Raw genomic sequence first — 19,034 nt, 5'->3', positions numbered from 1 at the left:
TTTCGAAAAGAAAGAACACATTATTGACCTATTGCACGTGCTAATATATCTTTAAGTTGATCTTCATGTTTTTCCAATTCTTTCACCAGCTTAAGTTGTGCTTTTGTCCGGACCAGATTATGTGTAGGATAGTGAATTTTATAATAATGGTCACTTTCTAGGTAATCGGTCAAGAAGCGAACCCCTTGCATATAGGGCAATAGGAAAACACCTGGCAACAAAGATTCTTTTTCATATTCATTCAAAAACTCCCTTGCTTCACTAAGATACCCTTTAGCATAGGCCTCGAAAAGAGGAATGTTCAATACGACCAAATCCAAATCGGCCTCATCTTCGGCCCCTGAATTGATAATTGTACGGATTGCATCACCAAAATCATAAGCAATATATCCGGGCATTACTGTATCCAAGTCTATAACACACTGTGCCTTGTCATCTTGATCAAGGAGAACATTGTTGAACTTGGTATCATTGTGTGTAATCCGAAGAGGCAACTTCCCTTCTTTACCCCATTCTAATATTGTACGCATGCGCCCTTCTAGAGCAAATATATAGTCGAGCAAATCCTGTACCTCTCCTACCCGATTCGTATTATCTTCCAATATTGCCTTACGCAGGTTAGAAAGTCGAAAATCTACATTATGAAAATTAGGTAAAATTTCCACCAATTTTTGGGCGTCCAAGTTAGACAGCTGTTTCTGAAAATGACCAAAAGCCATACCCCCTTCGAATGCTTGGGTAGTGGTCTCTACTACATCATAGCTTTTCGTATTATCTAGCAAGATGAAGGTACGCCAATACCCTCCATCCTCGTCCCGATAATAAGCCAATCCGCTCTTTGTTCTGATTAATGTGAGTACTTTCTGATTGATAACCTCTTCACGCAATCCCTTATTTCTGAAGTCATCTTTCAATTGTTCTATGACTATCCTAATATTCTCCATTAGACCATCCACATTCTGAAAAATATGATGATTAATGCGCTGCAACAAATATTTTGTCGTCCCGCTGGTAGTAACCTTAAAAGTATCATTTATATGGCCCGATCCGAAGGGAACAACATCTATAACTTCACCGTCGATAGCGAACTGATTGGCAATAAGTAAGTTTCTATCTATATTAACAGAATTCAAATCTGACATAACTTTTTTAAAATATTATTAGTTTTTATACTTGATTAGTTTTGCTAATATCAACATAACTTATTTAAATAATAAAAAAAATTAAAATCAATCGTTTGCATAAATTTTGATATTTTGAACAAACGATTGCACAAAAGTTTTTAGAAATCTATGTATATATTTGTTTGTGTTAAGTGATTATTAACCTTTTAAATGTATGCACTTAACACAATAAAACTAAAAAACACACTTTTTAGTTGATTTAAATAGTAACAAACTGCTATGGATAGAAGAAACTTTATTAAGAATACGGCTGTGGCTACAGCTGGATTAGGAATCTTGTCGAGTACAGATTTATTTGCCCAAACTGGAAAAGTGAGACTTGCCTTTATAGGCGTTGGTCTAAGAGGTCGTAACCACGTTGCGATTGCTTTGAATAGAGATGATGTCGAAATAGTGGCTATCTGCGACACGCAAGAAGAATCCCTGACACAATGTCGCAAGCAGTTCGATAAAAAGGGCGCAAAATTACCGAAAGAATATACAGGTGGTGTCGATGCTTACAAAAAAATGCTGGACAGTGAAAAACTAGATGCTATCATCATTGCTACCCCGTGGGAATTTCATAAAGACCAAGCAATCGATTCCATGAAAGCTGGACTCTATGTAGGATGTGAAGTTATTGCAGGACTTACTGTAAAAGACCATTGGGACGTGGTGAAGGCATCAGAGCAAACTGGGAAGCCTTACATGACCCTAGAAAACGTAGCATACCGCCGTGACGTATTGGCGGTATTAAACATGCACCGCCAAGGATTGTTTGGAGAAATCCTTCATTTGGAAGGTGGATACCAGCATGATTTAAGAGAGGTTCTTTTCAATGATGGTAAAAGCTATTATGGTAAAGGTGTTGAATTTGGTCCTCAAACTATTTCGGAAGCGCAATGGAGAACAAAATATAATGTGGATCAAGACGGAGATCTGTACCCTACTCATGGCTTAGGTCCAATCATGCACTTTGCAGATGTCAATGCTGGAAATAGATTCACTCACATTACGTCATATTCAAGTAAAGCTAGAGGATTAGCCGCTTATGTTGAAAGTAAATCACCAGGCCATCCCAATGCCAAACTTAATTACAAAAACGGGGATATCACGCAGACCATGTTGCAATGTGCAAATGGCGAGACGATGCTTTTAACACATGACACACACTTACCTAGACCATACTCTATCGGATTCCGTGTACAAGGAACCAAAGGTATCTGGATGGATGTAGCAAACGGTATCCATATCGAAGGCCAATCTAAGCCTCACGCTTGGGACCCTGCAGCTGAGTGGGTCAAAAAATATGACCATCCCGTTTGGAAAAAATACGAAGAAGTAGCGAATGGTTCAGGACATGGCGGCATGGATTGGTTTGTATTTAACGGATTTATCCAAGCCGTAAAGCAAAATCGTCAAACACCTATCGACGTGTACGATTCAGTAACGATGAGCGCTGTATTCCCGCTATCGACAGAGTCTATCAAAAAAGGTAATAAAACATTGGCATTCCCTGATTTCACAGGTGGAAAATGGAAAACTAAAAAGAATACATTCATGTTGGATGATAGTGGGTTTTAATCCGCTAATTATCCAATGACCAAAAAGATGGGGCCTTGATTTTCAGGGCCCCATCTTTTTGGTATACGACTGATTTAAAAGACCAGCATTCATCATTTCGGATACGTATATCTCGCCCGATATTGTTATCTTTGCATGTTAAACAATTTTTAGAACAGAAATGAGTAAAGTTAAGGTAGGGATTGTGCAGATGTCTTGTGAAAAAGACAAGCAAGCAAATTTGGACAAGGCTATTTTTAAGGTCAGAGAAGCCGCTGCTAAAGGTGCACAGATAGTATGTTTACAAGAACTTTTTACATCATTGTACTTTTGTGATGTAGAAGACTATGACAATTTTGATTTAGCGGAGGCTGTTCCAGGTCCTTCTACAGACGCACTATCTGCATTGGCGAAAGAATTGGGCGTAGTGATCATTGCCTCCCTATTTGAAAAACGAGCGCAGGGATTGTACCATAATACCACCGCAGTACTGGATGCTGATGGTAGTTATTTGGGCAAATACCGTAAAATGCATATTCCAGACGACCCTGCATTTTATGAAAAGTTTTACTTTACACCGGGAGATCTAGGATACAAGACTTTTGACACCAAATTCGGAAAGATCGGCATCCTAATCTGTTGGGACCAATGGTATCCTGAGGCCTCTCGCATTACAGCCTTGATGGGTGCTGAGATTTTGTTCTACCCGACAGCTATTGGTTGGGCTACAGACCAGGATGACGAGACCAATGCAGATCAGTATAATGCTTGGCAGACTATCCAACGCTCCCACGCTGTCGCCAATGGGGTGCCCGTAGTAAGCGTAAATAGAGTGGGATATGAACAAGATGGTGCTATGAAATTTTGGGGCGGCAGCTTTGCAACGAATGCTCAAGGCAAGCTCCTATATCTAGCTTCGCACGACCAGGAAGAAGTGGAGGTCATAGAGCTCGATCTTACGCAATCCGATTTCTTCCGTAAACACTGGCCATTCTTAAGAGACAGAAGAATCGACTCTTACCAACCGATTACAAAAAGGTTTATAGACGAGGATTAATTAATATAGCTACAAATGCATCATTAAGTGAGGATGGAATTTTCTTAATCTACTTAAAAAACAAAACAATTCAAGTGAATACCGATATAGACGTATCAACAACGCCTAAAGCATTAGGATTTTCTTTTCCTGCAGAATGGGCACAACAAGAGGCAATGTGGCTTAGTTGGCCGCATAAAGAAGAATCGTGGCCAGGTAAATTGGAAACAATATATATGCCCTACGCCCAATTTGTCAAAGTAGTCGCCGAAACGCAAAAGGTGCGAATCAATGTGGCGGATGAAGTGATGAAGTCAAACGCTATACAGTATCTACATGCTGTCAGCGCGAATCTACCTAATGTAGAGTTTTTCTTAAATCCAACGAATGACGCCTGGTGCCGTGACCATGGCCCCGCATTTTTGTTGAATCCACTATCAGGAGAAAAGGCAATCGTTGACTGGGGCTACAATGCTTGGGGCGACAAATATCCTCCATATGATCTTGATGATGTAATTCCAACGAGAATCGCCAAAAACTTTGGTCTTAAACTCTTCACTCCCCCTATTGTTATGGAAGGTGGTTCGGTAGAGTTCAATGGCGCAGGCACTATATTGACCACCACCTCATGCCTTCTGAATAAAAATCGTAACCCGCATCTAACAAAGGATCAGATCGAACAGTACTTATTGGAATATTATGGTCAGCAACAGGTGCTTTGGTTGGGTGATGGTATTGTGGGGGACGACACGGATGGTCATATTGATGACATCACCAGATTTGTCAATGAAGATACGGTCGTTACTGTGGTTGAGTCCAATCCATTGGATGAAAACTATCATTTGCTTCAAGAGAATCTAGAAACGCTAAAGTCATTTAGATTATTAGATGGCAGACCACTGAATATAGTCAAACTACCTATGCCCTCTCCTGTCATCTATGACGATACTAGACTGCCAGCGTCATATGCCAACTTCTATATTGGCAATGATGTGGTCGTCATGCCTACATTCAAAGACGTGAATGACCAAATAGCATTGGATATATTGAAAACATGTTTTCCTACACGCAATGTCGTAGGTATTGACTCGGTAGATATCATTTGGGGACTAGGAAGCTTTCATTGTTTAAGTCAACAGGAACCCGCAATATAAGGCACATATGCAACTTTTAAAGATTACCAAGAACCCACTATTAAAAACAGGAATCTTATGTTCCATGCTCGCAATGTGTGGACTTACAGAGGCACAAGAGCGTGATGATAGGGCAACCATCCTCAATTTTAAAGGTATACAGTTCACGAGTAAAGACTCTCTATTCTATACCAATTTTAGATTTAGGATGCAGAATAGGATAAAATATACCAACACCTTAGATGGTGAGCAAAACGATGAATGGGAGGCGCGCGTAAGACGTCTTCGTATGCGTATAGATGGGTATATTTATACACCAAAGATCAGCTATTCAGTTCAACTGGCCTTTACACGTGGCGATCAGGATTTTGACGATTCAGGAATTCCTAATATTGTCCGAGATGCGATTATCTTCTATAATTTCAGTGACGATTTTTATATCGGTATCGGGCAGAACAAACTTCCAGGCAACAGACAGCGAGTAAATTCTTCCGGCCAACTCCAATTTGCAGAACGTTCTATTGTCAACGCTAACTTTTCAGTAGATCGAGATTTTGGACTTTCAGCCAATCTATCTAAGAAGATTGGAGATATGCCAATCAACCTAAAGGGAGCTATCTCAACGGGAGAAGGAAGAGCTGTCAATACAACAGACAATGGCCTGGCTTATACTGGCCGTGTAGAATTCCTGCCCTTAGGCGAATTTACGAATGCAGGTGATTACTCTGAAGGGGACTTGGAAAGAGAAGAAACACCTAAACTATCTATAGGAGGTGGTTACAGTTATAATAGTAAAACGACAAGATTAAGTGGTCAGACTGGAGCGTTTGTTAAAAATGCAAAAGATCTAAGCACTGTATTTGCCGATGCAATATTCAAGTACAATGGATTTGCCTACCAAGCGGAGTACATGCAGCGGAATGTCAATGACCCGTTCAACAAGAACATGGAAGATGAGCAAGTATATGTTTACAAAGGATTTGGTATCAATCAACAAATCAGCTATTTATTCAACAAGGGATATGAAATTGCAGGACGCTACACCTATGTTGAGCCACATAAAGATATTCGTCAGTTTGAGAAAAAAACTGAAATTTTAGAAGCAGGTCTTACTAAATACATGAAGGCACACCGTCTAAAATTCCAACTAAATGGGAACTATCTAGTTAAAGATGGTCACTATGATAATTCAATGGACAACAACAAATGGGGATTTACATTCCAAGTGGAACTCGGAATCTAACTCAGATTTCTTAAATATTTATTTGATAAGGGCTACCTTTGGGTGGCCCTTTCTTGTGCTAACCGTTCATCCGTCAATATTTTCACAAGTATCTATTATACGCTGTGCAATTTACCTGCCTCGTCCGCTGCCTAACGAATACGATTATGGTGAAAAAAGTATGCAAAACACCTTCTTTTTGCATCTTAATTGTAATAATGAGTATCTTTAAACACATATTGGAAAGTGGATTTTAAATGAAATACTATATAATAGCTGGAGAAACTTCAGGAGACCTTCATGGTGCGAACCTGATCAATGCCTTAAAAAAGGAAGATACAAAAGCCGAATTTAGAATCGTTGGTGGTAATCAGATGCAAATAGCTTCTGCGCAGCAACCATTGATCCATACATCTCAGATGGCTTTTATGGGATTCGTAGAGGTATTAAAAAACTTGGGAGCTATTGCAAAAAACCTCAAAACCGTCAAACAAGATCTTCAACAATATAGGCCCGATGCGGTCATCTTAATAGATTTTCCTGGCTTTAATCTCAAAATCGCGAAATTTGCAAAAAAACAAGGTATTAAAGTATGCTACTATATATCCCCGAAAGTATGGGCTTGGAATCAACGACGGGTCTATAAGATAAAAAAAGTAGTTGACCACATGTTCTGCATCCTTCCATTTGAAGTAGACTTTTATAAAAAGTTTCGTATGAAAGTTGATTATGTGGGTAACCCTTTGTTGGATGCTATTGCCCAATATCAATTCAACCCAACTTTCCAGAAAGACAACCTCCTCAATGAACGACCTATAATCGCCTTATTACCAGGAAGCAGACAGATGGAAATTGAACGTATACTTCCTGACATGATTGCTTTGTACTACCTATTTCCTGCACATCAATTTGTAGTTGCAGGAGCACCAAACTTTGATGAGTCGTACTATCGACAATATATTCAGGATCTTCCTATAAAGGTTGTTTTCAATCAGACCTATGACCTTCTTAACAATGCCGAAGCTGCCGTGGTCACGAGCGGTACAGCGACTCTAGAGACCGGAATACTCCGGGTGCCACAAGTGGTGGTCTACAAGGCAAATGCGCTATCAATCATGATAGCACGGTGGGTTATTAAGGTACGTTTTATTTCGCTCGTCAACCTTATCAATAATTATCTATCCGTCATTGAGCTCATACAAGACGACTGCAATGATTATACCATCGCAAAAGAACTTGACTTACTGATCAATAATCAGGAGCATCGCAACAGTGTTCTGGAGAATTATGAGGTCCTGTCTCAAAAGCTCGGCACCCCAGGTGCTTCCGAAAAAACCGCCAAACTAATTGTCAGCTATTTAGCGGATTAAAAAACTCCTGTAAAAAATAATATTCAAAACTGCATGATTTATTAAACCTTTTCTTTTGTGAATTGTCTTAGTATCAGTATTAAAAGATAGGTTATTTAAATCAATAAACGATGAAAAAGTATATCATAACTTTAATGGCAAGTTTAGCAGTAGTTTTTGCTGTACAGGCTCAAGTGCAGACAGAACACATTTCTAAATTGGAAATTGGCAAGAAGGCGAAGAAGAATTTCAACAATAGAGATTCTAGTATCGTGCTGCACATCGACACATTGATTATGGGTGATCGTGCTTCCCTAATGTTTTACGGAAAGAAAGACGTAAAATTGGTAGTCGGTCATGCCGAGATTGGAAATCGAGCATCGATTTCGGGCACAGATGGTAAAAACAATGGAAGTAATTTTGACATACAGGTCAATTTTCAAAAATTAGGTTCTCTGTATGTTATTGCAAAGGGTGATGATGCATTTAATGGCACCAAAACTAATCCGAATGGAAATGGTGGTCATGTAAAGATAACTCTAGCTCCGAATAGCATAAAGCCTCAACAAACAGACAAAAAGGCGAAGCAATATTTGTATGCGGATGTGAAAGCAGGAGGTAAAGCCGTAAATGCGACATCAGACCTACGTAACATCTACGATCGCATCAAGATTTCCCCTGGAGGACTAAGGGGGCTTCCTCAAGGACAAATTTACTCCGGTAGCCCCGGAAACGAAGGGTCATTCGAAATTATTACGACAGAGTAATTTTTCGGTTAAGCATTACATTTGATTGATAGCAGTCAAAAACAAAAGAAGCGGGATGATTTCCCGCTTCTTTATTTTATTGGCAACGCTGCCCTAGTTAACCAACCTGCACCTCTTGAGCGGCCACATTGATTAATGGATCTTTTGGTAAAATCACGGTCAACACACCTTCTTCATAACTCGCGGCGACGTTTATTGTAGAAACCTGTTCATCCAATTGGAAAGATCGCTGAAAGGCCTTTGGAACGAACTCACGGTATATATGCAAAATTTCAGGATCATGCTCACTTTCGACAAAAAGATATCTGATGACCAACATTTTACCTTTCACTTCAATCTTAAAACGATCCTTCTTTAGCCCAGCAGCAAACAACTGCAATGTAAAAAACGACTCGCTTTCTGAAATATTAACGGGTGGTAGACTATTGTCATGACGATAGGAATACGCTTCTAATACGTCTTCATCTTTGCAGAACTCGTCTCTGATTCTTCCAATTTTTTGCGCAAACTTACTTTTCAATTTCCCGTATTGTTCGTAACAGTCTGCGGTATTGCTATTAGTATTAAACATAGTTATTAGTATGAAAATTAATGGATAGGGATAATGGCTAGAGTAGAGTATTGAACGCCAATATTCTGGGGTTTGATTCCAAAAGAAGAATCTCTTACTTGAGGTGCAATAGAACTGTTGTACTCCTTTAGCATCTTTGGACGTCTTTTTTTCCGCATTCTAGAAGCGATAAAGAATCCCGCGCTTGCGAGGAACGTGCCAACAACCAATAGCTTGAATAAAAGCCCAATCACTAAGGATAGTAGGCCAACGATAAGTGTAGCTCCAATCAACTTAGGTACTATAAATCTGATTTTATTTTTCATCATTTTGTCTTTATTTAAGATCTACCAATAAGTAGATCGATTTGCTTTTTTGTTGATGAAACCATTTCGCGTAAATGGTTCCGTGTTTATTCGTATGAATATCAAAGGCCTTTTGATAGAAGACGTCCTACACCGACCAATACTTTAATCAATATTTATTTTTATAAAAAAATCCCAAACTTTATGTTTGGGATTCTTCATTCTTTCCACGGTCTTTACACATCGATGAAAACCTGCGCTTCCATTCTTCTCTGAACTTTAATCTATCATCATCCGTCAAGTGTTCCCATTTCGATCTGAACTGTTGCTTGTCACACCTTCCACCTCCCCTGCCCTTGAATCTAAATCCTCCAAAAAGGATTTTCGACAAAAGCAAAATTCCGAATGCTTGCCAATATGTAATCGCTTTCCACCCTATTATTTCGGGGATCAAGCCATTCCATAAGAGCTGCACCCCCCAAACAAATAGTAAAGTAAGTCCAACCACGCAAGGTACCATAAAGAGAATCTTTCTCTTCTTATTTCTACTCAATCTCTTATTCATAATCCTATCTCTTATATTCTATTTCTTGATACAACACCCGAAGTCGTTGTCTAAGATGCTTTACTGCATAGCCTTTGCGGCTAATAATAGTTTTAATATTTTCCCCTTCCTGATTCGCAATCTCTTGCAAGGTCATTTCCTCAATTTCGTGCCATATAAAAGTATTTCTTTGTTTCTCTGGCAATTCGCCCAATGCACGCATCAACTCTTCCCAAAACACTTCCTTAAACATTTTCAGCTCAGCATCGTTTGTGTCATCAGATAGCAGGATTTCCTTAATCTGTATGCGCCCATCCTCATCTTCATATGTTTGATCTTCGATGGCTTCTGTCTTTTTTTTTCGGTACAGATCGGTTATTTTATTTCGCGTAATGGCATAAAGCCATCCGCTGATATTCTCTAATTGATCAATATTGGAAAGTCGACTGGTTTGGTACCACACCTCCTGCAAAATATCTTCGGCGTCTTCCACCTTTTTCACCTTCCCCTTAATAAAACGAAGCAATTGAGAGCCGTAGTCCTTAACAACTTCGGATAGAGAAGACGGGGTTTTATCAGACATGTTTAAGATATGAATAGAGTCCATACAACAATAGACGAAGACAATCAACTTTTACTTTAACCATTCTTGAATAAATGTAGTAAAATGAAAAATGATATTGCAAACGCACGACATCAAGCTTGAGTTTAACCGGGCAACAAAGGCCCACGAGGGTGTCTATGATTTCAATTCTCCAGGGGATATTCCATAATATTTCTTAAACGCACTGCTGAAATTATTCTGATGACCGAATCCAGTAAGTAGCGCAACTTCGTAAACCGTCATTTGCTTAGCCAGTAGAAGTATACGTGCTTTTTCCATACGTATCCGGGTTAAATAGTCATGGATAGTCACAGAGAAATATTCTTTGAAATCCTTACGGAGTTTACTTTCACTCATGAGGACTTCCGAGGCCAATTCCTTTTGTGTAGGTGGATTAGCAATACGTTGCTCCAAAATCTGTCTTGCCAATTCCAATCGCTGTATATCTTCCTCGTTAAAGACATCAGTGGCCGGTGTACCCAATTCGCTATATTGCTCAAACTGGTACATCAATAATTCCACAATTCTAGACTCGGTATGTAAACGACGTATTTCGCCAGATTTCTTCGACTCGATGAGCTCTTGTATAGTATGCTGCATCTCATATGTAGCTACCAAGTCCTGCTCGGCGTAGGACGTATATACTCCTTTCTCAATATTTTTGACAAAATCACGATGTAGATGGGAATCTCTTTTGATTAGATTGAGATAATAAGCCTTGGAAATGACTGCAATAAAGTAGCTATACTCCACGTCCGTTTTAACTTCGTGACTGGATTTGACCGTCGGAATATATCGGATATTATGACGGCTCATGCCAAAAGGCATCTTACTGTCGGCGGCTTTGTAAAAGATAAACTGACTTGTGATTACCTCACCTTCAACCTCTGTGTATATATGAACCGGTTGATGAAACCGCATTTGCGTATGTAAAATGAATAAACCACTCGTAGATAGCTGATAATTAGTCATCGTTATTGGATCTCGCCTAATCTCGATCCGTTTCTCAATCAATGGCTTATCGGGAATATAAAGGTCTGGAATCTCTTCTATGAAAAGCCATTCATCCAATTCTTCAATTTTACTCTTGATCAACATATAGCAGGATAATCATGATAATTTAAGCTAAAGATACATATTTTCCTTACAGAACCGCCACTTATTTAAACTCTTTCTAAATAACAATCTATTAATTGTCTCGATTGGTCGAACAGCGGAAGCGCATAGTACGGTCTCGGTCAGTTTTTTTGTCAACAATCCCAGCTTGAACTAAAATCCGAAGTGTTTGGTATATGCAACTTACACTGGCCACCCGTTCCAGACTAATCCATAATTCGATTGCGTCAATCCAATCATGTTGTTGTAACATCCGAGCGAGAATCACATGTCTTTTCTTGGAATACTGTAATTGTTGTTCGATACAATAAGCTTGTAACAAATCGTGTACATCTTGATGTACAACAGGAATAGAAGTACGCATCATATATTGGATTTAATTGGATTATTCATATTTCTTGCATTACAATCATTCATTTCCCCATCATATAAAGTAATATTAGATAAGTTATTATCCACACTAAAGCCAAGTGACACAGCATATCGACTATTCAACAACTCGGTACTAAAGGTGTTATTTTGCGCAACTGTACATGTATCACTTGAGGTCAATCCATTGATTTTATCCAACGTGACCGTTGCAGCAGGATACATAATTTGGTAGCGTCCTCCTTGATCCACCAGACCTGTTATATATCCCCTGCAACTGTAGCATCCCTCCTCTGTGTTCATCAAAAAGTGAGTATGGGCTTTGATAGATACCGATTGTGCTAACACCCCCTTCCAAGTGTTGATTGCCACATTAGAGTTTACTTGTGGATCGAAATCCAAGATCGGAGCAGCTGCTTCGATTTTTAGAGAATCTATTCCCACATCAACGGCTTTATATTGTTGAAGGAGCTTGTGATAGATTGTAGAATCACTCTGCCCTTCTATAAGCACAATCTTATGAAGCAACCTTCCTTGTCGATCGAAGAAATAGAAGCCACTGCCCCATTCGTTATTAACAGCTACGCCTACTTTCCAGAGCGAGGTTCTAAGTTCCATACGATATACTCCATTGTCTATAACAAGCCCGTTGGACGTGGATATAGGCGGTGTGTAGCTGCCTCTAAATTCAATCTGGCCCACTCGGCTAATCGAAAAAGTCTGTACAGCTCCCAAACCAACCACGTCACGTATTAATCCAACAAAGTCTTCTTTCAATGGACTCACTTGTAAAGGATAGGCAAGTTTTAACAACTCCAATTCAGAGCAACCAACCTCCTCAATCACTTTATCAACATCAATATATGGATTTGTCTTATAACTACTTACCCATTTCTCCAGAATAGCATTTTGAGATATGGGTATCACAGGAAGCTTGGTATTAAACTCACTGGCATTCAAATGCAACTCCTCAAGGCGAACAATAGGTTGGAGTGTTTTCGTATCAATAGCAACATCGGCTTGCACTGAAAATACAGCATAGATGTTCTTCCTTTCCAACACCTCAATAGGTGTACCTTCACACCATTTACGCCCGTTTTTGAGCATGAGGATGCGATCGGCATAAACTGCTGCAAGATTGACATCGTGTAATACCACCACCACCATGTATCCTTTGCGAGAGAGTGCTTTGGCCAGTGCCAATACCTGTTGTTGAAATTTCAAATCGAGGGCCGATACAGGTTCATCCAATAAGAGTAAACTGTCTGGATTGTCCCAGATTTGCGCAAGTACCCGTGCTAATTGCACCCGTTGCTGTTCTCCTCCAGATAAACTAAGGTAAGAGCGTTCCGCAAAAGCATCTAATCCGCAAACCTCCATCACCTCATCAACAATCTCCAAATCATGGACAGATGGGATTGATTTATAGTGAGGATAACGTCCCATCAATACAATTTCTCTTACATTGAATGCCATTGTCATATTATTATGCTGTGCCAGCATAGCCCGCATTTTGGCTAGCTGTATGGACGCATATTGCTTGAGGGATTTACCCATCAAACTGATTTGACCTTCGGAGGGAATCTTGTCTCCACATAATAGACGCATCAACGACGACTTTCCAGCACCATTGGCCCCCAAAAGTGCTAATACTTCGCCTTTGCGCAATTGAAAGGAAATATCTTTGAGTAACGTTCTACCCTTTACTTCATAGGTTAGTTTTTCGACACGTAGCATTTCTGTTCTTATTCTTCAGTCATTAAAATATAAAGGAACACAGGTGTCCCCAATAAAGCAGTAATCACACCTATCGGCAGTTCAATAGGCGCTACCAATACCCGAGATATGATATCTGCCAAAGTCAGCATCAAAGCACCTAAAATCGCTGATGATACCAGCACATAGCGATGCTCTACACCTCCAAGTAATCTTACTGTATGTGGCACCAACAAACCTACAAATCCGATGATTCCTGACACCGCGACTGATGCGCCAACGGCCATAGTAGATAAAATAACAACCCACCTCTTAACTAAGTCTGTACGCATACCCAATAAGTCTGCTTGAGCCTCACCTAAAGCAAATGCATTCAGCGGTTTGCTAAACCAAGGCAGTGCCACTAGAGGAATAAGGATGAACGGTAGAACTGCTATAACATTATCCCAAGTTGCACCACCCAAGCTACCCAACATCCAAAAGGTAATGGTCCGCAACTGCTGCTCATCAGCAACATATGTCACCAATCCAGTAAGTGCTCCTGCGAAAGCATTAATGGCAATCCCTGCCAATAACATCGTCGTCACACGAGGTCTTCCTTTCTTCTTAGACAGTTGATAGACCAATAAGGAGGTAAGGCCCGCTCCTACAAATGCACCAAATGCCAGTAGGTAGTATCCTAGCAACTGGCTTAGACCTACAAATACGACCGCCTCAAAGGCAATAATTAATACAGCAAATAAAGAGGCACCCGCGGATATACCAATCAGTCCCGGTTCTGCTAAGGGATTGCGGAATATGCCCTGAATAGCAGCGCCCGATATCCCTAATGCCGCTCCAACCAACACCCCTAACAATACTCTGGGAAATCGTACGATAAACAGGACCTCACTATATGTCTCATCAATAGATGCATGTGACATAAGCCCTATTTTTTGAACTAGTAAGATCAAGACATCCCGTACAGGTATAGAGAATGCTCCAACTCCCAACGCGATGACTACGGTAATCAATAGTCCAAGAGCAAGCATAGTGATAATCATTCTTTTATCCATATAGTCTCTTATAAAACAGCATTTATGGATTTGTTCAATTGAAGTATTGCCTCAGGAAGACGTGTACTAAAATTGATGAGAAGTGGACCATTCATCTGGATAATCCGCTTATTTTTACCTGCGGAGGTAGCTCGTACGCCAGGCATCTTCAAGATAGCATCCTTGCCTCCAAGACTGCTTATCCCAAAATCAAACATGAGGATAATATCGGGGTTGGCTTTGACCAGCGACTCTGTTGTGTAAGGTTTGAAATCAGCAAACTCTTGTACAGCATTACGAGCCCCCGAAAGCTCAATAATAGCATCTAGACTGCTTCCTTTACCAGCAACGCTCATCGTCCCCGTTCCCCTAGCATAAATAAACAATACCTTTGGTTTTTTTCCGATCGAGCTTTTCTGGATAGCCGTTTTTGCAGCACTTAGCTCTTGTTGGACTTTTGCGACCAATGATTTGCCTTTTTCCGTCGCATTCATTGCCTGCGCTACGGTTTGGATATATTGTACTGCTCCTTTTTCAGAGTATTCTTGTCTCACCTCAACTACGCGAACTCCAGCTGATTTTAACTGACTGACAACAGCAGCCGATATGTCGCCTGCCGGCGCCAATATTAAATCTGGACGATAGGCAAGAAGCCCCTCGGTGGAGACAGATCTATTTTTACTAACCCTTGGCAATTTGGCAGCCTCTGCTGGTGACACACTGGTCACATCAGTAGCAACGATAAAAGCTCCGTAACCCATTGCATACACCGTCTCAGTCAAAGCGCTGCCCAATGTAATCACTCGCTTTGGAACAACCGCCCCTGCCGGTATCCACAAGATTGTATATACCAATACAATCAATATCCATTTTTTAGTATTCACCATGTCCATTCAATTTCAATATAATAGTTACACGACTCACCAGCTGGCAAATCATTTTTTATTACTTACAACTATATCGTGTAGATGTAAGCTATTCAAGCTGACAAAAAACATTTTCTTGGTTAGCATTTTTGTATACTACCCATATATTATCCTGACAGCTTTTAAATAAATTATCCAACTCCCGCACCTCATATATCAGGGCAATCTGATACAAAACAATCAATAATAAGTCTAAATAAAAATATTTGCATAAAAAATAAACAAAGAGAAAAGCAAAACAAAATCACACAAGAAGCTATATCACAACAACTTAATGGCTAAATCCATTATCACTATCAAGTCATAAATATCACTTTAAAGACAAGAATTGACGGATTTCATACAGATAATGTCATCAACAATTACTTGATTTGCATATTATTTAGAATGATTAAAAATAAATTTAGTGAAGTATACCCAAGTGTTCATCTCATTCCTGATTGATGTATTATTGCTATTCTGCTTTCAGGATTACGCTATAGGGCAGCAACGCTATCGCTTTAGTGGAATAGTGACCAATCAGGTAGGAGAATCTATTAGTCAAGCTACGGTGGTACTCCTACCTGATCGGCAGACCACCGTTACAGATGCTAAAGGTCGATTTACCTTTTCGAGATTATATGAAGGTACCTATCAGGTACAAATCAGCTGTATAGGTTACCATCCGACAGAAAGCAGTATGGAGATTGAACAAGCAGATATCTTCTATTATAAACAAGTACTAATACCGAATGAGACAGCTATATCAGAGGTCGCGGTCAATGAGCGCAAATCGAGCGTGGATAATCTTTTGCAGGCCGAACAAGCTGCAATGCCTGTTACAATTATCACACGTCGCCAAATTGAATTGATGGGAAGTAGAAGACTAGATGAAGTCATGAAAGAACAGACGGGGGTGGCTGTTGTAAATGATATCGCGGGAGGTTCTCGGGCTGTAGGTGTCCAAATCCAGGGTTTCAGTAGTAATTATGTCATGGTACTGGTTGATGGTCAACCCATGTTGGGGCGTAACAGTGGAAATTTTGATCTCTCGCGCATCTCCGTCACTAATATTGAACGTATAGAGATTATCAAAGGAGCTTCCTCATGTCTTTATGGTAGCGACGCTTTGGGTGGTGCCATCAATATCATTACCAGACATGGTGCCATTGCTCCTCAAGCGCATGCTTCTCTACTTTATGGAACGTTGAACACCCTAGATGCGACTCTAGAGGGAGAGACGCCCTTTGCTAACCAACGAGGCTCAGTAGTACTATCCGGAAATTACTATCGAACAGACGGTTTCAATACGGACAGCAAATTCTTGACTGAAAACAGTACAACCTTCCCTCCCTATGAAAATTATAGCTTCCAAGGTCGTACCCGGTATCGGACAAGCAAAAATGGCACTTTAGGCTTTACTGCACGGTATGCTGCTCGTAACTCTAAGATGATCAATGCATGGTCGGATGACATGACCATTGAAGACCGTCAAAAAGATCAAGACATCAATATATCGGGCAGTTATGATCATACCTTCGGATCGGGATTTAGGAGCATGACGCGCTATTATTTGACAAGGTTTCATACCGTCATGCAAGCCCAGTGGCTTCGACAAGGTTTATTGGCTGGTGCGGAAGAGTTTGGGCAGCAAGTACACCGCCTAGAACAGCAATTTGCTTATAGTCCACAACAGGCACTTAAGTTCACTGGAGGTATAGGTGGAAGCATAGAAAGAATGGACGATCAATCACTTGACGAAAAGAGATCTCTACATACAGCTTTTGCTTATCTACAGACAGAATGGAAACCTATGGACCGTGTACTGACCACATTCGGCCTACGCTATGACTATACCAATGTATACGATAGTCGACTAAGTCCAAGCTTTGGATTACAGTATCAAATCAGTCCAACACTGCTGGCCAAGGGGGGCATTGGAGCTGGGTTTAAGGCTCCCGACTACAAAATGCGTTATCAAGTTTTTTATAACCCCACAGCTAATTACTTAGTTGTCGGAAGCGACCGCATAGCCGATGTCATCCAGGCGATGGAAGCTAGTGGCGAAATCAGCTCCAAGAACACCTATATGGTTAATTTGGTTTCCGGTAATTTGAAGGCCGAGAAAAGCCTATCAAATAATATCGGCTTGGTTTGGAAGCCAAGCCCCAAATGGCAAACCGAGCTTTCAGCTTTCTATCATCGGATTAATAACCAAATCAGTACTATTAGTGTAGCGAAGGGGACAACCATTGAACAGATATACAGCTACCGCAATCTACCCAAAGCTGTCAATAAAGGTTTTGAGGTATCGGCCACTTATCAGGCGACTACAGACCTCCAACTCTCAGTCGGATATCAATACCTTATCGCAAAAGATTTAAGCGTACTGGATAGCATACGCGCTGACAAATGGCCCTATAATATCCCTATTACAAATCCCATCACTGGGGAAACTCGTCGCCCAACGACCAAAGATTACTGGGGAATAGAAGACCGATCGCGTCATATGCTCAATCTAAAGGCTCTCTATGAATACCGCCCTTGGCAACTTAATTTTAATCTTCGGGCCAATATCCGGGGAAAATATCCATTTCAAGAGACCTCGACAAACCAGTTTATCGACGAATATGATGCATTTGTACCTGAACATATATTGCTGAACCTCACGATAGAAAAAAATCTATGGAACAGAAAACTAACCCTTCGCTTAGTGGCTGACAACTTACTCAATTTCAGCAACCGATATATGCTTGGTCAGCCAGGTCGAATTATTCTAGGTGGCATCAGCTATCGCTGGACGAAAGATTAAAAATAGTAGCACAACTAATACGTGAGCATCCGTGAACTTAGTTACTTCTAATGCGGCAACAATCACGGATTTATAAAATAAACTCAAGCAAATGAAAACAAGACAAATAATCTTACAAGAACTAAACCTACTCATCTGGTTACGAAGAAATAATTGTGGTATCTTGGGCGTCATCATACTCTTCAGTATGCTGTCTTGCAGCAAAAATAGTGATGACCCACGCCCCTCACTTGAAGACGGCCAAAGTACGGTTATATATGATCTTCCTGGCGACATCGAAGCTTCTATGGGAGAAGGTGTGGATGGAAAGAATAAAAGAGACTTCTATACTTTTTTATATCGTTTCAAAGACAAGCGCCAGATATGGATCAAGACAAAAGCAGACTCACTACAGTGGCTTAAATCCAAAGATTGGGACCTTGCCTTTACAGGTCCTTACAATTCGGAAGTCTATGTTAATAATGCTAGCGACAGATTCAATCCTGGCTATGACGGAGCCGCTACCAATGTTGCGGTCGTCCTTTTAAAGCAATCTTATGAACGGATAAATATTGCTCCTTCAGATACAGATTTCGACAACAGCGAGGTCAGCAAAATAGGATGGGCATCATCAGAGAACTCTAACGGGTGGTTTCGCTATAGTCTCAATACACATATTATGCAGGCATTGCCCGATAGGACTTATGCCATTCGACTACCTGATGGCAAATATGCTAAACTTCAACTGATCAATGCCTACAAAGGCAATCCACCCGCCGTGACCAATCTTAATTGGCCTGCTCCTTATTATACCTTTCGATATTTTGTCCAACAAGATGGTGGCAAAAATCTGTCTACACAATAGTT

18 protein-coding genes are annotated in these 19,034 nt (G+C 40.4%); 8 read left to right on the top strand and 10 right to left on the bottom strand.

Going from position 1 to position 19,034, the window contains the following annotated elements:
* Positions 1-20 precede the first annotated feature (20 nt).
* Positions 21-1,142 carry a phosphotransferase enzyme family protein gene (locus tag OQ289_RS09960; RefSeq protein ID WP_270090584.1) on the bottom strand — a complete coding sequence of 374 codons (1,122 nt, stop codon included), beginning with the start codon at positions 1,140-1,142 and terminating at the stop codon, positions 21-23.
* A 261-nt stretch (positions 1,143-1,403) separates the two neighbouring features.
* Between OQ289_RS09960 and OQ289_RS09955 the strand changes: the two genes are divergently transcribed.
* From OQ289_RS09955 to OQ289_RS09930, 6 genes are all read left to right on the top strand, one after another.
* Positions 1,404-2,747: a Gfo/Idh/MocA family protein gene (locus OQ289_RS09955; protein ID WP_270090583.1), complete on the top strand. Its 1,344-nt coding sequence runs from the start codon at positions 1,404-1,406 to the stop codon at positions 2,745-2,747.
* Between the two features lie 160 nt (positions 2,748-2,907).
* On the top strand, positions 2,908-3,783 hold the full coding sequence (locus OQ289_RS09950) for a carbon-nitrogen hydrolase (protein ID WP_270090582.1): 876 nt from the start codon (positions 2,908-2,910) through the stop codon (positions 3,781-3,783).
* A 74-nt stretch (positions 3,784-3,857) separates the two neighbouring features.
* Complete coding sequence (locus OQ289_RS09945; protein ID WP_270090581.1) at positions 3,858-4,916, top strand: agmatine deiminase family protein; 1,059 nt, start codon at positions 3,858-3,860, stop codon at positions 4,914-4,916.
* A gap of 7 nt (positions 4,917-4,923) precedes the next feature.
* Positions 4,924-6,138: a porin gene (locus tag OQ289_RS09940; RefSeq protein ID WP_270090580.1), complete on the top strand. Its 1,215-nt coding sequence runs from the start codon at positions 4,924-4,926 to the stop codon at positions 6,136-6,138.
* 236 nt (positions 6,139-6,374) lie between these two features.
* Entirely contained in the window at positions 6,375-7,487 is a 1,113-nt protein-coding gene (lpxB, locus tag OQ289_RS09935; protein ID WP_270090579.1) for a lipid-A-disaccharide synthase, read from the top strand.
* A gap of 110 nt (positions 7,488-7,597) precedes the next feature.
* On the top strand, positions 7,598-8,233 hold the full coding sequence (locus OQ289_RS09930) for a hypothetical protein (RefSeq protein ID WP_270090578.1): 636 nt from the start codon (positions 7,598-7,600) through the stop codon (positions 8,231-8,233).
* 97 nt (positions 8,234-8,330) lie between these two features.
* Here OQ289_RS09930 and OQ289_RS09925 read toward each other — a convergent pair whose 3' ends face one another.
* From OQ289_RS09925 to OQ289_RS09885, 9 genes are all read right to left on the bottom strand, one after another.
* Positions 8,331-8,804: an Hsp20/alpha crystallin family protein gene (locus tag OQ289_RS09925; RefSeq protein ID WP_270090576.1), complete on the bottom strand. Its 474-nt coding sequence runs from the start codon at positions 8,802-8,804 to the stop codon at positions 8,331-8,333.
* Positions 8,805-8,821: 17 nt separating this feature from the next.
* Positions 8,822-9,112, bottom strand: a complete 291-nt coding sequence (locus OQ289_RS09920) for a hypothetical protein (RefSeq protein WP_270090575.1) — start codon at positions 9,110-9,112, stop codon at positions 8,822-8,824.
* A gap of 178 nt (positions 9,113-9,290) precedes the next feature.
* Complete coding sequence (locus OQ289_RS09915) at positions 9,291-9,653, bottom strand: hypothetical protein (protein WP_270090574.1); 363 nt, start codon at positions 9,651-9,653, stop codon at positions 9,291-9,293.
* A gap of 4 nt (positions 9,654-9,657) precedes the next feature.
* Positions 9,658-10,215 carry an RNA polymerase sigma factor gene (locus OQ289_RS09910; protein ID WP_270090573.1) on the bottom strand — a complete coding sequence of 186 codons (558 nt, stop codon included), beginning with the start codon at positions 10,213-10,215 and terminating at the stop codon, positions 9,658-9,660.
* A gap of 156 nt (positions 10,216-10,371) precedes the next feature.
* The gene (locus tag OQ289_RS09905) at positions 10,372-11,334 is read right to left on the bottom strand and encodes a helix-turn-helix transcriptional regulator (protein ID WP_270090572.1); all 963 of its coding nucleotides are present in this window, start codon (positions 11,332-11,334) and stop codon (positions 10,372-10,374) included.
* A gap of 91 nt (positions 11,335-11,425) precedes the next feature.
* Positions 11,426-11,719: a transcriptional repressor gene (locus OQ289_RS09900; protein ID WP_033565774.1), complete on the bottom strand. Its 294-nt coding sequence runs from the start codon at positions 11,717-11,719 to the stop codon at positions 11,426-11,428.
* Entirely contained in the window at positions 11,716-13,458 is a 1,743-nt protein-coding gene (locus OQ289_RS09895; protein WP_270090571.1) for a heme ABC transporter ATP-binding protein, read from the bottom strand. Before OQ289_RS09895 ends, OQ289_RS09900 begins: the two co-directional genes overlap by 4 nt.
* An 8-nt stretch (positions 13,459-13,466) precedes the next feature.
* Complete coding sequence (locus OQ289_RS09890) at positions 13,467-14,492, bottom strand: FecCD family ABC transporter permease (protein ID WP_270090570.1); 1,026 nt, start codon at positions 14,490-14,492, stop codon at positions 13,467-13,469.
* Between the two features lie 8 nt (positions 14,493-14,500).
* Positions 14,501-15,358 (bottom strand): heme/hemin ABC transporter substrate-binding protein, encoded by an 858-nt coding sequence (locus OQ289_RS09885; protein WP_270090569.1) that lies wholly within the window; start codon positions 15,356-15,358, stop codon positions 14,501-14,503.
* A 445-nt stretch (positions 15,359-15,803) separates the two neighbouring features.
* On the opposite strand from OQ289_RS09885, the gene OQ289_RS09880 reads away from it, so the two are divergent.
* Entirely contained in the window at positions 15,804-18,188 is a 2,385-nt protein-coding gene (locus OQ289_RS09880) for a TonB-dependent receptor (protein WP_270090568.1), read from the top strand.
* A 91-nt stretch (positions 18,189-18,279) separates the two neighbouring features.
* Positions 18,280-19,032, top strand: coding sequence for an HmuY family protein (locus OQ289_RS09875; RefSeq protein ID WP_270090567.1), 753 nt, complete (start codon positions 18,280-18,282; stop codon positions 19,030-19,032).
* Positions 19,033-19,034: the final 2 nt, after the last annotated feature.

The sequence above is a fragment of the Sphingobacterium sp. SYP-B4668 genome (assembly GCF_027627455.1).
Taxonomy (GTDB): domain Bacteria; phylum Bacteroidota; class Bacteroidia; order Sphingobacteriales; family Sphingobacteriaceae; genus Sphingobacterium.
Note: the sequence above shows the minus strand (reverse complement) of the source record. Positions and strands in the feature narration are given on the sequence as shown.

What these genes read in the sequence shown, in the direction of transcription:
- OQ289_RS09960 (WP_270090584.1), bottom strand. Translation starts at nt 1,142, where the DNA reads ATGTCAGATTTGAATTCTGTTAATATAGATAGAAACTTACTTATTGCC.
- OQ289_RS09955 (WP_270090583.1), top strand. Translation starts at nt 1,404, where the DNA reads ATGGATAGAAGAAACTTTATTAAGAATACGGCTGTGGCTACAGCTGGA.
- OQ289_RS09950 (WP_270090582.1), top strand. Translation starts at nt 2,908, where the DNA reads ATGAGTAAAGTTAAGGTAGGGATTGTGCAGATGTCTTGTGAAAAAGAC.
- OQ289_RS09940 (WP_270090580.1), top strand. Translation starts at nt 4,924, where the DNA reads ATGCAACTTTTAAAGATTACCAAGAACCCACTATTAAAAACAGGAATC.
- lpxB (WP_270090579.1), top strand. Translation starts at nt 6,375, where the DNA reads ATGAAATACTATATAATAGCTGGAGAAACTTCAGGAGACCTTCATGGT.
- OQ289_RS09930 (WP_270090578.1), top strand. Translation starts at nt 7,598, where the DNA reads ATGAAAAAGTATATCATAACTTTAATGGCAAGTTTAGCAGTAGTTTTT.
- OQ289_RS09925 (WP_270090576.1), bottom strand. Translation starts at nt 8,804, where the DNA reads ATGTTTAATACTAATAGCAATACCGCAGACTGTTACGAACAATACGGG.
- OQ289_RS09920 (WP_270090575.1), bottom strand. Translation starts at nt 9,112, where the DNA reads ATGATGAAAAATAAAATCAGATTTATAGTACCTAAGTTGATTGGAGCT.
- OQ289_RS09915 (WP_270090574.1), bottom strand. Translation starts at nt 9,653, where the DNA reads ATGAATAAGAGATTGAGTAGAAATAAGAAGAGAAAGATTCTCTTTATG.
- OQ289_RS09910 (WP_270090573.1), bottom strand. Translation starts at nt 10,215, where the DNA reads ATGTCTGATAAAACCCCGTCTTCTCTATCCGAAGTTGTTAAGGACTAC.
- OQ289_RS09905 (WP_270090572.1), bottom strand. Translation starts at nt 11,334, where the DNA reads ATGTTGATCAAGAGTAAAATTGAAGAATTGGATGAATGGCTTTTCATA.
- OQ289_RS09900 (WP_033565774.1), bottom strand. Translation starts at nt 11,719, where the DNA reads ATGATGCGTACTTCTATTCCTGTTGTACATCAAGATGTACACGATTTG.
- OQ289_RS09895 (WP_270090571.1), bottom strand. Translation starts at nt 13,458, where the DNA reads ATGCTACGTGTCGAAAAACTAACCTATGAAGTAAAGGGTAGAACGTTA.
- OQ289_RS09890 (WP_270090570.1), bottom strand. Translation starts at nt 14,492, where the DNA reads ATGGATAAAAGAATGATTATCACTATGCTTGCTCTTGGACTATTGATT.
- OQ289_RS09885 (WP_270090569.1), bottom strand. Translation starts at nt 15,358, where the DNA reads ATGGTGAATACTAAAAAATGGATATTGATTGTATTGGTATATACAATC.
- OQ289_RS09875 (WP_270090567.1), top strand. Translation starts at nt 18,280, where the DNA reads ATGAAAACAAGACAAATAATCTTACAAGAACTAAACCTACTCATCTGG.